Source organism: Mucilaginibacter sp. 21P (assembly GCF_019331605.1).
In the GTDB taxonomy this organism is placed as follows: Bacteria; Bacteroidota; Bacteroidia; order Sphingobacteriales; family Sphingobacteriaceae; genus Mucilaginibacter; species Mucilaginibacter achroorhodeus.
In genome coordinates this window covers 1,534,810-1,549,316 of sequence record NZ_CP063061.1, presented here as the reverse complement: position 1 = coordinate 1,549,316, position 14,507 = coordinate 1,534,810, and the positions used below count along the sequence as shown (strand labels likewise).

Below are 14,507 nucleotides of genomic sequence, written 5' to 3'. Positions count from 1 at the left end.
CGTGCTAAAGAAGACTTAAGTGGAGTTGCCTATCAAGAGACACGCTTCACCAGCCACATACGCTTACATTAGGTATTGAAATAATTGTGTTATTTTGCAAATATTATACCTGTCTCCTGCATGCCGATCAATGCCCATGAAAAATTTTGTTACCGGATCACGCATCGGGACAATCTTGCACATATATTGGTGCATGGGCTGGTAACCAAAAATCACGAAAGCGCAGATCCTGCATTTATTGGTATTGGAAATCCGGAAATCATTGATGTACGTGCTACTACGCCGGTCAGATTAGCTGATTATGGTAATGTTGGTGACTATGTCCCTTTTTACCTGACACCACATTCGATCATGTTGTACAATATCATTACTGGTTATTATGCACCAAGGATGCCAAAGCGGGCTCGTGAAGAAATTGTTGTGATCCGGTGTCTGATCGAGGAACTTGCCACACAACCAAAATGGTTTTTCACCGACGGCCAGGCAAATGATGGCGAAAGCAATCACTATAGCAGCCTCAGGCAGCTTGACAAGATCGATTGGGAATGCATTCAAAACAGTCGGTTCGCCAAATCAGACGACTATGACCGGCCAAGAAGATATCAGGCAGAATTTTTGGTTAAAGATGTGGTGCCCTCAGAGTTTTTTGAGTCGATATGTGTATGTTCTGAAAAAATGGCGGCTTGGACACAGCAACAAGTTAACAGCGCCGGAAAAATGATAAAAGTCAATGTTATACCCGAATACTTTTTTTAGATCATGATCAACTTTGTAACTGGAGACTTATTAAGGGCTGATGCGGAAGCACTGGTCAATACTGTTAATACCGTAGGTGTCATGGGTAAAGGTATCGCTTTGCAATTCAAGGAGGCTTTTGCCCACAACAATAAGGTATACGTGGCCGCTTGTAAAAGACATGAACTTGTGCCGGGCAAATTATTGGCGGTACATGACTCCAACTTGTTATATGGTAATAAACTCATTATCAATTTTCCCACTAAAACTCATTGGCGCCAACCTTCCGAATATGAATATATTGAAACAGGTTTAAAAGCGCTGCGCGAGCTAATTGTTAATGATCAGATCAAGAGTATAGCTATACCACCCTTAGGTGCGGGAAATGGAGGGCTTGATTGGAGTAAGGTTAAACCAATGATCATAAAGGCACTGGAAGACCTCCCTGCAGACATACAGATCTTCGAACCTAACGCCGCGATAAAGGCAATATTACAAAAACAGGAGCCTAAAAAGAAACCGCACCTTACTTCTTCACGAGCCGCCTTACTTTATTGCCTATTCGCATTCGAGAGCTTTGGAGAGTACAGTAGTCTATTCGCAGCTAATAAACTTGCTTATTTCCTTCAGCGCATGGGACAAGATCTGAAACTTGATTTTAAGGCGCATCACTACGGCCCCTATGCGGTAGGCGTTGAAAAGGTTCTATATCACTTGAATGGTGTTTATCTGAAAGGTTTGGAACAGGGCGAGGCAAAGCCTTTTGAACCCCTCAAGTTGAATTACGAAACATGGGATGAAGTTAACCGCTTTGTACAGCAAATGCCAAAGGAAGAACAAGACCGCCTTCAAAGCCTGCTTTATTTCCTGCAAAACTTTACTTCTGAACTTTCCCTGGAAATATTAGCTTCTGTCGCATTTTTGCTGGCAGAGCATCCTAATTACACCGTAGAGGAAGTAGCTACGAACTTATGGACAGAACGCAAGCGTGAGCTTTTCAAAAAAGAAAGTATCGCGAGGGCATATGACCATCTACAGCGACATAAAAGTTCATTGCCGTCAGCCTGATATAAGACATTTATCAATAATAAAGGGGGCGTATGCCCCCTTTATTATTATACGCTCTGACTCCTTTTTTTATTATGCTTTTTTCCCGGCAGCTCCTCCTTTTGCTGCGTGCTTTGTTTTTGGGTTTTACTGTTGGAATTTTCCGGTTTGAGCAATTCTTCCCGCTTGATCTTTTTCATCTGGTGATCGTATAGGTCTATGGTTTTAAATTGCGGGTTCGCAGAAATGAAATACTTATTTTCCTTGCCATCCCGCTCAACGGTGATCTGCTGCGCATTTCCCTTTTTTAATGACCTGAGCAGGTTGTCACGGCCCTGGTCAGTGGTCATTTCTTTAATTCCTTTACCGACCAGCACTTCTTCCGGTTTAAAACCATAATTGTCATTCCAGGAACGGATCTTCATGTTACCGCCTTCCGTCAGATTTTCCTTGTCCAGTTTGATCCAGGCGTGGTACTTTTCACCTTCCTGGCTATAAAGCTGCTTATGTACGGCGCGGCCTTCCATCAGGTTGAAAGCTTCTTTAGCGGTTACGCCATTCCCTTTATTGATGTAAAAGGTCTGTTTCAAGGCCTCGCTGTTTTCAGGCTTGACGGATGCATCGTACTTATTAAAAAAGTACATGTCATTGTTGTCACCGGCTTTGAAATGAAGCTTGTAGTCAACCTGCTTTCCGTTATACTCATTTTGAGTAGTCAGCTGGAACTCCGGCAATTTTCCGTCCATCTTTTTGTCCAGCTCATCATTCAATTTCTCACCAAACCCCAGGTTCAGTAAGGTCTTCTTTAGGAATTCTGCATTTTGTGTATTCATGATCTTTAATTTAATAGCACATCTTCGTTAGGTTGTTATCTGTTGATCTTGATCAGCACCGGGTATTTGTCCGTTAGCTTCACTTTGATCTTTTTGACCTTCTTACTGAAAAGGTCCTTGGCGGCATTGATACCCCCGGCAGCTGCCTGGGCAGCCAGTGACTGGTCCATGCTCATGATCTGCATGCTTTGCAGGGTCTGATCTGCATTTTCGGTAGCAACGCCGTTCAATACTGCTTCAGGGGCTGGTATACCCGGCATTCCATCTTCGCTGAAAACCGTCATGTCCACCGGGATGATCTGGGTATCAAGTCGGATATTCCGGATAGTGATAAACAATCGCTGATTAGCGATCTGTGCGGATCCAAATACGATCTGACCCTGGGGCAACAATTGTCCTTTGATCCGCATGCTGTCCGTTAGCTTCATTTTGACGGCAGCTCCATTTGCGATCTTTTGCTTGCCATCAATGACCGCTGGGATCGCCCGAAACGGCTTTTCACTGTTTGTTTTGGGAAGTGCTGCCTTAGCAGGACTTGGATTTTGCATCGCCTGGATCTTATCGAGCATTTGATCAAGCTGCTTCATCTCCGGATCGTTGCCGCCGACACTTTCGCGATCGAGTTTCCGCATCATCTTCTTCAGATGTTTGACCTGAGCAGGTTCCGGCTCATCATCATCTTCCTGCTCACTTTTTACCTCCGGTTGGTTGATCTGCCGGTTGAGGGCTGCCAGTTTGCTTTGAAGTTTCGTAGCCTGGTCGTCTGCACTTGCGCCGGAATCTGTCAGGGTAACCGTGTTTTTATCAAGCCCCATCTGCTTTAAGAAAGCCGGGCTGATGCCATCCTGTGAGGAATCCCGCCCTGCGGCCTGATAGATCGCCATCTTGTCCGTCTTATTTTTATCGTTGAATTGCGCTGCAGGCAGGTTCGTATCCAGTCCCTTGGCGACTACTGCTCGCTGTCCGCTGTCTTTACCTCCGCCAAGCGCCCAAAAGGCCATGGTCAGAAATGGTACGACCAATAGTGGTAATACCAGGTAGAATTTTCGTTGCTTTTCCATAATAGTTATTTATTGTTTTTTGGTTCCGGGTGAATCATCGCCGGGCCGGAAGCCTTGCCGATGCTCACCGGAATTTTCGTGTCAAATTGTTTTGCATCAAAGCGGATACAGGTGATCGCCAGCCAAAGCGTGATCAGAAAGGTTACGCAAAAGCCGAACAACACCCCCATCTGTGTCCAACTGCCACGCGAGTTGTACCAGTTGTTGAGTCGATGAATGAGCTCCCGTATCATGGCTTGCTGATCGTGGTGTCCCGGTTGGCAAGCGTTTCCCAGCGTTCGATCAGGAATCCATGCGGGTTATTGTCCGAGCGGCTGACATTGCGCAGGTAGCCTTGCGTGACCAGTACTTTGTGGATGGTAGACGTCGCCCTGACCAGTTTCTCCGTGGCGTAGCATTTAAAATAATACGGATAGGTGTTCATGTCCAGCCGGACACTATCCACATCGATCTGCTGACTGATATTACCGGAAATGAGGTTATTATAATAGCTTTTCTCTTTCAGGTCATTGTACTGGTTGCGGGCGCTTTCGTCTGCCAGGTATAAGGCTTTGCTAATGTTCCCTTCAATAACCTTTTCATCCGGATCGAGGGTAAAAAAGTAATGGTGGAACATTTTGATGTGGTCGCGTGCCTCTACCGGGATATTGTCTTTCCGGTCGGCGGAGACAGCTTCCAACACTTTACCGTTCGCCAGCACATAGACGTGGCTGCTGGCCTTTTGATAGGCGCTGAAGGCGAACCAGATCGCTGCGACCGATATACATGCGCTGGTCAGGATCACCAGGGCCACGATCTTTTTGTTTTGCTGGAATGCGCTTTCGATATTTCTGAGATGGGTAAACATGATCTTTAATTTTTAGGGTTTCCATTGATCTTTTCTGCCTGGTGCGAATTGCCGGTGCTTGCGGACTGATAGCCTCCTTTGATATAGCCAGGCGTATTGATGACGTTCGTTGCGCCGTCGCTCAAACGGCTGCCGAGCGCACTGCCACCCTGCGATGCAGCCGTGCTGACATTGTTGACACTGATCGCGGTCAGCCTGGTGATCTTATGGAGTAAGCCGTTGTTGCCTCCGGGATTGACAATGTAACCGGCCACCGCAGGCACCGTGAAATAGCCGACAATACCAATGAGCAGGAAGATCAGGTAAGCGGTATCTGTGGAACTGAAAAAGGTATCGCCTGCACCGTTTACCTGCTGGATGTCCAGTTTCAGCATATTTTCCTGAACCTTTCCGATGATGGATCCAAATATGTTGGCGACGGGGAGCCAGAGAAATACATTGAGATACTTGGCCAGCCAGGCGGTCAGCGTATGCTGGAAGCCATCGAAGACGGCGAGGCCAAAGACGATCGGGCCAAGTATCGCCAGGATCACGAGGTAAAAGGTGCGGATGGTATTGATGCAAAGCGCCGCGGCCTCATAGACCACCTGCAATACCTCGCTCATCCACTGCTTGACGCTGTTGCGGAATTTGTAGCTGGCTTTATCCATGGCGAACTTAACATCATTCCCTAAACCTGACAGCATTCCATCATTTTCTCCATTTGGATCATTCGGATGGGTGTACTTATACCACTTACTACGATCGCCTTCGCCGTCGTCGCCGACATACATTTGCCATGTATCGGTTTTCTTAATGGCGGCTTCTTTTTCCTCAAGCAGCTTGCTGATCGCCGCATCGGAGTTCTGTACCATCCCGCTGGTCGCGGTCACCGTCGGCTTCATCACCCCATTAATTACCTCGATGACCGTCGGGAAAAGCAGGATAGCCAGCCCGAGCCCGAACGGGCGGAGCAAAGGATAAAAATCGACCGGCTCTGCATTCGCCAAATGCCGCCAGATACGGGCTGCGATATACCAAAGGGCTCCAAAACCAGCGATCCCCCTGGCTACGCCGATCAACTGGCTGCACATTGGCAGCATGTCATCATAGACCTGGTCCAATACGCCTTGGAGGCCGTGGACATCGTTCGCCAGCCCGTCCGCTCTGGAAAATAAGGGAAAAACTGTCCCTGTCAGCACGATCAAAGCGCTGAATAAAAGTTTCTTGTTCATGATCTTTTAGGATTTAGTCAATGCCGTACAGCCGCCTAAGCGTCTGCGTTTGCTGTAATTCCTTACTGCGTTGCAGGCTCAGCAGGACAGCCTTCCGGTTAAACCAGCGCAGGAATTGTAACTGTTCAGTACTGCCGGTGTAGATGCGGTCGATCGCCCGGAGCCGGTCGTCATCCGACATCCGCAGTTTGTTCGAAGTAGTGACACTGGCCAGGTCATCGATATTCTCATTACTTTGCCTGACCAACTGGTCAAACACCTTGCTGATATATTGAAGCTCATTGGCGTTGAAGCTGCCGCTTTGCCGGAACAAGGATCGGTAGCGCTGGTATTCATTCAGCAGATCACTTTGCTGATCGAGGATCTGCCGGATCCTTGGATTGTTCCGCACTGCCGGACTGACCGCCATCAGGCCGGTCAGGTACAGATTATGCAGGTTAAAATTCCCTTTCGATAAATTGGAAATGGCACCATAACCCTGCTGGTAGATCTGGAAACCGGTCTTCATGTCAGACAAAATCGCTTTGAACTGGGTCAGCTTTTCAATATTCAGCATCAGTTGCTGTAATTCCTGGTCCTGAGCAGATGCAGAAATTGAAACGAATAATGGCACGCCCATAAGCACAGCGATGCGAAAGACCTTAATCAACTTTTCCATACCATTGCTTTATTGTGTTAACATCCTTTTGTTGCTGATCCTTTTGCAGCATATATAGTTTTAGCTGATCGTTAAAAGATTGGGCAAACCGGTAATTGTCCTGCATGGACCGGCAGATCCTTCCGATCTGGCGCAGCCGCTCTTCGTCACTCATGGTCACTTTATTATCGTTAACCACAGTTTGCAGGTCATTCAACAACCCATCACAGTCTTCGATCAAAGCAGCGCATACCTTTTTGATATAACTGCTTTCGTTAGGTGTTAACCCGTTCTGCACTTTCGCCTGGCTGGTCAGTGCCAGGATATCATGCTGCCTGGACAGTATCGTTTTGACCTGCGGGTCGCTTTTTATAGCGGTGTTAACCGTCTTTAACCTTTGATAATGATCACTGTGCAGGTCATATTCCTGGCCAACATAACGACCAATGGAACCCAAGCCTCCTTTAGCGATCTGGTAGCCATCTGAGGCAAATCGCCGGTAGGTCATCAGTGCGCTGATCTGCTGCAAAAGGTATTGCTTTTGCGTTTTCTTTTGCTTGAACCATTCGGAGAAGGTCTGGCCGTAGGCCTCTGTATGGCTCAAGGCGGCGGTAAAGACCGCAAAGGCGAGTAATTGCCGGCTGCGTTTACGCAGGGCTTTCGCCTTTTTCCATGTTGCTTCAATGCAGTCCATAATAGTTTTTTAGGGTTTGTAGTTCATTCAGGTCCTTGCTGCGATGCAGCGTCAGGATTAAGTTCTGGTTATTGTATTGCCTGAGGTCACTGTAGTTTTCGTCCAGCTGGTCGCCCGCCTGGTTGATCATTTCCAGTCGCTGCTGGTCGGTCATCTGCGTTTTGCCGGGATTGATCACCAGCATGATCTGATCAAGGTTCTTCATCGCCGCGTCGAGGATACCAACATAGACACGCTCCATCTCTACTAATTCACCGGGCTTAAAGTGGCCATCTGACCGGAACAGTTTCCAGGCCCGCTGATACTCGCCGACTATTGCGACCTGCTTCCCGGCCAGATCCCTGATCCGCTGATAATAGGCGATGGTGGATTTTACCTTAAGCAGTTCGTCATAGTAATCACCATACAGTTTTTCCTGCTTTTCGGACCAGCCGGATATCTCGGTCAGCCGAAACCTGGACAATTCATTTTCCAGCGTTTTCTGCGCATTTTGCAGCCATATCGTTTTATTTTGCATGCGTTGTACCTTCAGGTCGATGGCCTTGATCACCCTTTTGACCATCGAGGTCACGATTTGGACCTGGGCCTGGCTGTTCAGACTACCACCAAGCAGGACGGCTACTAATAGGATTTTCAGCTTTTTCATGGCAATTTTCTATAAATGGTTGTTCCAAATGTTAATTGGCCATTTCCAAATTGGATCAAGGGAGCATCCAATGAGTTCAGCCTAAAGACCTTTGCACTGTACTCCTTACTTTTTAATATCCCGCTTCTGATCTTCCTGAACCCGGTACGCCTGGTGACTATATCATCTTTTACGATCAACGTATCATCAGCTATGGAGTATTGACCTTTTAGGTGAGCAACATAGACGCCGTTATAATTTGGTTTGGTCTGGCAAGCGGCGAAAAGTGTGGCCGCGACCAGGATCATGATTGACTTTTTCATACCGCTTCGTTTTTGGTTTGCTTTTCTTCCTGGACAATAACTGCGATCGCTTTGCGGATATCGCCGTATTTGGCCTGGTATTTTTTGACCCTGGCTTTTTCTGAACTTTCTGTAGTGTAGGTCCAGTACTCTTCCCGGCTGACCTCCGTCCGGTAGACCTTGGACAACTGGCCATTCAGGCTGATGAAGACCTCTTTGTAATTGTAGCGTTCATCGTTCGCCCGGTTCATGCTCATGATCAGCGCAGTTTCCTTATCTGTTATACCCAAAAGTTGCTGGATCTTCGGGAAGTCATTCTGGTACTTACGCTGGTCCAGCAGGATCTTACAGTCACTGTTATTGATGATCGCTTGTTTGACCACCGGTGAACTGATGATGTCCTCGATATCCTGGGTGACCACGATCGCCTCACCAAAGTATTTACGGACGGTCTTGAACAGGTACTTGATATACTCAGCCATTCCCTCCCGGGCAATGGCTTTCCAGGCCTCTTCGATCAAAATGATCTTTCTGACATCTTTTGGAAGTTTGCGCATCTTGCTGACGAACGTCTCCATGATAATGAGGGTTACGACCGGAAAAAGGATCGGATGATCTTTGATGGTATCCAATTCAAAAACGATGAATCGCCGATTCAGCAGATCAAGATTTTCAGTAGCGTTGAGCAGATAATCGTACTCCCCGCCCTTGTAATATGGCCTGAGTACGAACAGCAAATTATCAATATCAAAATGCTGGTCCTTGACTTTACTTTGCTTCATCGTCCCATAGAAAGTTCCTTTTAAAAACTCGTAAAAGGAATTGAAACAGGGAAACGCCGGATCTGACGCATAGTAATGGAACAGGGCATCCGATATGGCAATATATTCGGAACGTTGCACCCCTTCATCTTCTTTTTTCCAAAGCGCCAGGATCATAGCTTTGATGCTCTCCCTTTTCTCGGTATCCAGCGCGTCACCTTCCGCCACATAAAATGGATTAAAGCTGATCGGCTTCTTTTCGGAGTAAGTAAAGTAATAACCGTCTAGGAACTCGCATAAACCTTCATAGCTATGTCCTACATCGACCAGGACGATATGTGCACCTTGTTCGAAATAGCTGCGCAACAGGTGATTAGTGAAAAAACTTTTACCGCTGCCTGACGGCCCCAGGATGAATTTATTCCGGTTGGTCGTAATGCCGTGCTTCATGGGCTCATCGCTCAGGTCAACGTGAAGCGGTTTCCCCGAGATGCGTTCACCCAGGCGGATGCCGCAGGGTGACAGGCTGCTTCGGTAATTGGTTTCCAGGTTAAAGAAGCAGCAGGCCTGTTCTGCGAAGGTGTCGAAAGTATCGTTCATCGGGAAGTTGCCCGCGTTACCGGGCAACCCTGCCCACCAGATCTGCGGAGCACCATCTGTTTCCTGCTTAGGCTGGGCGTCCAGTTGGGCCAGTGCGGAACTGACCTTATTCCTGACCTCTTTCAGGTCAGTTTTGTCATCCGCCCAGGCCAGAATATTGAAATGCGCTTTCACCGGCAGCCTTTGCTGGCTGATCGCCTCGTTCAGAAAGTCCTGGGTCGCATCCCTGCCGATCGCATTCTCACGGGAATAGGCCGATAATGATTGCAGCCGAAGTTTCTTGGCTTCCAGTTTTTTGATGGTCTTCGCTGCATCCTCAATGAACAGGTACTGATTATAGATGTGGTTGCAATTGAGCAGCGCACCTACCGGGCTGGCAAAGCCGGTACTGAATTTCGTTTTGTCCGTACTGTAGGGGTCATAGCTGATCCTCGGCCCGCATAAGGCAGGCAGGTGGGCGGCTTCGGCCAGTGTGTAGAGCTGGCAATATTGGTCGCCGATCCGCAGTTCGTCTTTCAGATGGATATCCTTTAAGACCGGCTCTGCGTCTTTGCTGATCAGGAAACAATACTGCTCCAGGATACCTGGACTAACCAGCGTTCCGGCGAGATCACTGTCGGTCAGCCGCTTTACCTTGACCAGGCCGCTGTCTTTCAGCACCCTTTTGAACTGCCCGGCGCTATCCATAAAATCCCTGAACAGTTCTGTTGAGGTGGCCTCGTTCGGTGTAATGTGCTTGCGAAGCAGGCTGCTGGTCGCTGTGATGACCGGTTTATAGTTCTCTGGGCGTTTGGTCAGCATCACCAGGCAATGATGCGCCAGGTACGGCCGCTCGTTGAAAAAACGTTCACTGGCATGGCTCAGGAAGGTCCGGCCTGTAAAATCAGCTTCGTATTTCGCCGTAACGAACCAGTCCTGTTTGTGGAACACGCTGTTTTTAGGCAGCATTTTGATCGCTTTTACCCAGGCTTGGTGAAAGGCCGTATATTCATCATGGGACATCGTGAACAGTTCCGGCAGGACCACCTCGAAAGCGACCGTCAGTTCCCCCTGCATGGAGAGCAAGGTATCATGTTCGACCTTATAGATCGGAAATACTTGTTCAGCGCTTTTCATAGAATAACCTCCTTGTTTGAAATTTGAGATAGTCGGGCAGGTAGCGTTTGGCGCCACGTTTCATCAGCCCATGCTCACCATAACGGTGGCTCAGTTTAAAGACCTGGTAAAAGAGCGCGCTGCCCAATGCGCCGATGATCAGCACGCATCCGTAGACCGGGCAACCGACCAGGTACAAGATGGCGAACAGCACAAGCAGCGAAACCAAACCGCCACCCAGATACCAGATATACTGGGCCTTGAGTCCCTTGAACTCGATAGGCCGGTTAATACCTTTATTGATCTGATACATGACCGGTTTTTTAAAGTTGATACCGTTCTACACTGGCGATCGTGTCATGAGCAGCCCCGCCATGGCTGAATACGCCGATCTTCTCCAACTCGAATCCGCGGCCTTTCCCCATGACGATCGTATGATAGCCGAAAGTGATGACCTTTCCAGCGGGTTTAAGCTGTTTTACGATGGCATCCTTCAGCGCACGGAAATATCTGGCTACCCTTGTCTGATCAGCGTTCTCGCTTTTGCGGATGGACGAAAGCGGGTCAAGCAGAATGGTGTCAAACGGGCCGCCTTGCCAGCGCTCCAAAAACTCAAGTGCGTCCAGATGAAAGTCTGCATCGGCGTCATGATCCGCATCGTTTCGGATCTCGTCTACATCAAGCCGGGTTCTTCCGGCAAATAAATTCAGCACGCTGCCTTCACAGTGGTCCTCGACCCATCTGCGTATCGGCCGCACCGATAAAGTATGAGGGTGCAGCGGGCAGCGAATATGATCGATCGTTGCTTTCATACGCCAAAAAATGATTTGAGTACCGTAGAAACGACCACCAGGAAAATACAGGCGCCAAACCAGCTTGAAGCCACCTTACCGGTGTCATGTTCTCCGTCGCTCCATTTTTTATATACTTTGATCGCACCCACCAGGCCCACTACCGCGCCGATGGCATACATCAGGTTCGTACCGGTGTCAAAATAACTTTTGACCTGGTTGGTCGCTTCGGTGATACCAGCATTCCCATCCTGCGCAGCCGCAGAAATAAAGGTTAAGGTGATCAAAGAACAGATCATTGTAAATACTGCGATTATCCTTACCGCAATATTTTGCTCATAAAAAGATTTTGATTTCATGATTTTAGATATTGATTGGTTCACGCCATAATTCATTCAGATCCTCAGCCTTTAATTCAAAGGCAAATCCGTTTGACGGATCAAGGAAACGCTGAACGATCTGTTCCCGGTCTTCACTATCAGTGACCGATGCATATTTCTCAGTAAGAAGTCCGGCTAATAGGAGAAAATGCGCTTTGGGTTCTGCCGATTCAGCGATCACACTGATCAACGCTTCTGCCTCTTTCCGTAAGCGAAGGCGATCTGGCTCGTCATAACTGTTAAGTTGATCACCAACTGATTCATCTGGTGCTGATTCGCCGAATACTAACTCATCTGAGTTCGTTACCTTTTCAGGTTCTTCTGCGACGGCACCCATGACGGGAGCGATCGGCGGGGTAAACGACTGCCGGTTGTTCGTTCCGAAATTACTGTCGAAATTTCCGGCGATCCCCTTCCGATAGAATTGAATGCCGAACCACAAATAATAGACGAGGACCGCTGCCAGTACGCTGAGCAGATAGGTCGTCCAGGAGATGTGTGCTAACATAACATTAGATTTACAGCGCTGCTCCATTGCAGCGTTGATACAAATCTCCCTGGTTTGGACGCCTCACTACTCCGAGTTTATCCGAGTCGGAGTCCTGCTTTTTTATCGCAATCGTTTCTGTGCCCGTAAAAGAAATGCTTCTTTCATCTCGTCGAGATAAGCGGTTGGTGCCTGGCGACCGCACAACCAGTCATAAGTATCGTAGAAATTACCCAGCGAAACATTGAATGCCCGCTCAATAAATTTAACAATGCTTTTAAGGCTTTTTTTACCGAACGCGTCTGTAGCATGCCAGCTGTAGATCAGTTCGATCAATGCACATTTCGTCTGCTTCCAGTCAAAGTCACGCATTTCTGCACCTGCCTGTGCATTGCTTTCCCGTTGGGTGATACGCAGGATATCCTGCTGAAGGTGGTCCTGCAATAATTCGCTCGCGATCACCTGGGCAAGCTTATGATCATGAGTAGTACTGAACGAGGGGTCAAAATCGACCACACACTGGTCAGGATCAAGATGCACATCATAAGATCCACGGACAAAATAATACTCATCAAGATAGGTGGCTTCGGTCCGCACATACTGGTAAAATGAAAGGTTACTTTCAAAGAAATGATGGAGCACCTTCAACTCATTGTTCAGATAAGCACAGATCACCTGTTCTTCCCCGATCGGTTTACGGATCTCTATATTCAGCAGTGATTGGTAAAAGATCAGTTGTGACTTGAATTTGGGTTTAATGTGCTTAAAGAATTCGATTTGTTCCGCGGGAGTTGATGGGTCATGCTCCTTACAAAACTCTTTAAGGCGCAGGAGATATTTGACGCAGCTTTTTACCGATCTTTCTAAACGCCTGATCATATTATCTTCCTCCAGTACGAACTCGTTGAGGTCCCTCATCAGGTCCGCATAAAGCCTTTCGCTGAATTTTGCGATCATATCATTATCGTTTAATTAAAGTCAGCAATGCCACCCGCACTCGTGGCTGGTGTAGCTAACAATGCTGTGTCAATGTGTTACATAGGCTCATTATGGAAAATATCGTTTATTGATCTGGTCTATCATGCGCTGTAACCAGGCCCGGCAAGTCGCCGCCGTCGTTTGATCAGCATTATAAAAAGCCTTAGCGAGGCTTTTCTGTGAGATATGGGTTTGCTTTTTAGAGGTAAAATGCCGTACGAAAAAGCGTAGAAGACCGGATATACTTTGCTCATGAAAACAGCCGGTCTGTTGACAAAGCCTGATAAAAAGACCGATCTGGGTTACTGACAGGTCAAGCGGCAATTGCTGGACAGCCCCCGTATCTAACGTAGCTACTTTGACGACCCAGCGTGTAAGTTCTTCATTGATGGAGAGCCGGTCTTCATGAAAACCTTGTCGAGGTGGTATACCGGTAAGCAGCAATCTATTGATCTCTTGATTAAGGAACTGTTTACGGGCAGCACCATCAAGTCCGCTTATACTTTCAAGAACATCCTGCTGATACCAAAGGGCAAAGGCAGGAGCATTGAAATTTTCCATATAAAGCCGGTCGAAAAGCAGGCGGCTATCGATAGCTGTCATCGTCAATAGTTGAGCTATGATGCTGCTGATCTTATGGGCAAAAAGCATTTCGTAATAAGTTGGTTTCCGCTGCGTATTTGGTTCAGTTAGTTCATTCAATGTGTTAGCTACCGCTTCCAGTAGTCCATATGTTCGCTGATCACAATTGGGGATCGAAAAAGAATACCTGATCTGCGCTGATCTTTCTTTATGATATAGTGATACAGAAGCGGAAAGGTCAAAACCCTCCCCAAAATGCTCCTTCGCATTATCCAGTACCTTTTCGATACCCTCAAGAACCTCGTTGATAACGTTAGCTATCGTTGAGGATAAACCAGCGCTTTGACTACGGAGATCTGTTAGACGATCAGAAAGATGGATCAGGTAACGTTGGTGGAAATGCAAATAGCGTTTCAGCGGCTGTTCCTTTAACGCATTTAAAAATTGACCGGACAGACGTTTTTGAAGATCCTCGATCGCCTTGAGCATGCGGTCCCTCCAGGAAGCCAGTTGGTCGGCTTGCCAGTCGGTCGCGGAAATTAAGAGTTCTCCCACCACCGCTTCCAGTTGATGTGTCTCTCGCTTGAACAAGATCAGTCTCCTTTTTGAATAGTAATTGCATTTGGTTTACTATCTGTAACCAGTTACTTTTTATTAACTTTAATTTAATTTTTCAGACCTGCATGTGTGCTGATCGTAGTGACGATGATGGTCATCGTAGCTGTTGTGTCTGAAGTGTCCTTTGTCGGGTTTTCCTGATGAGGGATGCTGCTGAAATCAGTAATGGTCATTAGCCTTTTGGATAGTTTTTTTGCTTTGCTCGTTCTCATAATATGAC

19 protein-coding genes are annotated in these 14,507 nt (G+C 47.5%); 2 read left to right on the top strand and 17 right to left on the bottom strand.

The window, feature by feature from the left end:
- Window positions 1-120: 120 nt before the first annotated feature.
- Window positions 121-756: a DUF4433 domain-containing protein gene (locus tag INP83_RS06940; protein WP_219126843.1), complete on the top strand. Its 636-nt coding sequence runs from the start codon at window positions 121-123 to the stop codon at window positions 754-756.
- Between the two features lie 3 nt (window positions 757-759).
- Window positions 760-1,803 (top strand): macro domain-containing protein, encoded by a 1,044-nt coding sequence (locus tag INP83_RS06935; RefSeq protein WP_255563271.1) that lies wholly within the window; start codon window positions 760-762, stop codon window positions 1,801-1,803.
- 47 nt (window positions 1,804-1,850) lie between these two features.
- Here INP83_RS06935 and INP83_RS06930 read toward each other — a convergent pair whose 3' ends face one another.
- From INP83_RS06930 to INP83_RS06850, 17 genes are all read right to left on the bottom strand, one after another.
- A complete protein-coding gene (locus tag INP83_RS06930) occupies window positions 1,851-2,615 on the bottom strand; it encodes a hypothetical protein (RefSeq protein ID WP_219126842.1) in 765 nt (254 codons plus the stop codon).
- A gap of 35 nt (window positions 2,616-2,650) precedes the next feature.
- Complete coding sequence (gene traM, locus INP83_RS06925) at window positions 2,651-3,676, bottom strand: conjugative transposon protein TraM (RefSeq protein ID WP_219126841.1); 1,026 nt, start codon at window positions 3,674-3,676, stop codon at window positions 2,651-2,653.
- A gap of 5 nt (window positions 3,677-3,681) precedes the next feature.
- Window positions 3,682-3,909 carry a hypothetical protein gene (locus tag INP83_RS06920; protein WP_219126840.1) on the bottom strand — a complete coding sequence of 76 codons (228 nt, stop codon included), beginning with the start codon at window positions 3,907-3,909 and terminating at the stop codon, window positions 3,682-3,684.
- Entirely contained in the window at window positions 3,906-4,523 is a 618-nt protein-coding gene (gene traK, locus INP83_RS06915; protein ID WP_219126839.1) for a conjugative transposon protein TraK, read from the bottom strand. The genes INP83_RS06920 and traK overlap by 4 nt, the downstream gene beginning before the upstream one ends.
- A 5-nt stretch (window positions 4,524-4,528) precedes the next feature.
- On the bottom strand, window positions 4,529-5,737 hold the full coding sequence (gene traJ / locus INP83_RS06910) for a conjugative transposon protein TraJ (RefSeq protein ID WP_219126838.1): 1,209 nt from the start codon (window positions 5,735-5,737) through the stop codon (window positions 4,529-4,531).
- A 13-nt stretch (window positions 5,738-5,750) separates the two neighbouring features.
- Window positions 5,751-6,356 carry a TerB family tellurite resistance protein gene (locus INP83_RS06905; RefSeq protein ID WP_255563308.1) on the bottom strand — a complete coding sequence of 202 codons (606 nt, stop codon included), beginning with the start codon at window positions 6,354-6,356 and terminating at the stop codon, window positions 5,751-5,753.
- Window positions 6,357-6,378: 22 nt separating this feature from the next.
- Window positions 6,379-7,068 (bottom strand): hypothetical protein, encoded by a 690-nt coding sequence (locus tag INP83_RS06900; RefSeq protein ID WP_219126837.1) that lies wholly within the window; start codon window positions 7,066-7,068, stop codon window positions 6,379-6,381.
- Entirely contained in the window at window positions 7,055-7,714 is a 660-nt protein-coding gene (locus tag INP83_RS06895) for a conjugal transfer protein TraI (protein WP_219126836.1), read from the bottom strand. Before INP83_RS06895 ends, INP83_RS06900 begins: the two co-directional genes overlap by 14 nt.
- Window positions 7,711-8,016 carry a hypothetical protein gene (locus INP83_RS06890; protein WP_219126835.1) on the bottom strand — a complete coding sequence of 102 codons (306 nt, stop codon included), beginning with the start codon at window positions 8,014-8,016 and terminating at the stop codon, window positions 7,711-7,713. The genes INP83_RS06895 and INP83_RS06890 overlap by 4 nt, the downstream gene beginning before the upstream one ends.
- Window positions 8,013-10,472, bottom strand: a complete 2,460-nt coding sequence (locus tag INP83_RS06885) for a TraG family conjugative transposon ATPase (RefSeq protein WP_219126834.1) — start codon at window positions 10,470-10,472, stop codon at window positions 8,013-8,015. The genes INP83_RS06890 and INP83_RS06885 overlap by 4 nt, the downstream gene beginning before the upstream one ends.
- Entirely contained in the window at window positions 10,459-10,764 is a 306-nt protein-coding gene (locus INP83_RS06880) for a DUF4133 domain-containing protein (protein WP_219126833.1), read from the bottom strand. Before INP83_RS06880 ends, INP83_RS06885 begins: the two co-directional genes overlap by 14 nt.
- Window positions 10,765-10,774: 10 nt before the next feature.
- Window positions 10,775-11,263 (bottom strand): hypothetical protein, encoded by a 489-nt coding sequence (locus tag INP83_RS06875; protein ID WP_255563270.1) that lies wholly within the window; start codon window positions 11,261-11,263, stop codon window positions 10,775-10,777.
- Window positions 11,260-11,541, bottom strand: coding sequence for a DUF4134 domain-containing protein (locus tag INP83_RS06870; RefSeq protein WP_255563307.1), 282 nt, complete (start codon window positions 11,539-11,541; stop codon window positions 11,260-11,262). Before INP83_RS06870 ends, INP83_RS06875 begins: the two co-directional genes overlap by 4 nt.
- Before the next feature lie 64 nt (window positions 11,542-11,605).
- A complete protein-coding gene (locus INP83_RS06865; protein WP_219126831.1) occupies window positions 11,606-12,130 on the bottom strand; it encodes a hypothetical protein in 525 nt (174 codons plus the stop codon).
- 102 nt (window positions 12,131-12,232) lie between these two features.
- Window positions 12,233-13,066, bottom strand: coding sequence for an RteC domain-containing protein (locus INP83_RS06860; RefSeq protein WP_219126830.1), 834 nt, complete (start codon window positions 13,064-13,066; stop codon window positions 12,233-12,235).
- A 90-nt stretch (window positions 13,067-13,156) separates the two neighbouring features.
- The gene (locus INP83_RS06855; protein ID WP_219126829.1) at window positions 13,157-14,224 is read right to left on the bottom strand and encodes a hypothetical protein; all 1,068 of its coding nucleotides are present in this window, start codon (window positions 14,222-14,224) and stop codon (window positions 13,157-13,159) included.
- Window positions 14,225-14,334: 110 nt separating this feature from the next.
- The gene (locus tag INP83_RS06850; RefSeq protein WP_219126828.1) at window positions 14,335-14,499 is read right to left on the bottom strand and encodes a hypothetical protein; all 165 of its coding nucleotides are present in this window, start codon (window positions 14,497-14,499) and stop codon (window positions 14,335-14,337) included.
- Window positions 14,500-14,507: the final 8 nt, after the last annotated feature.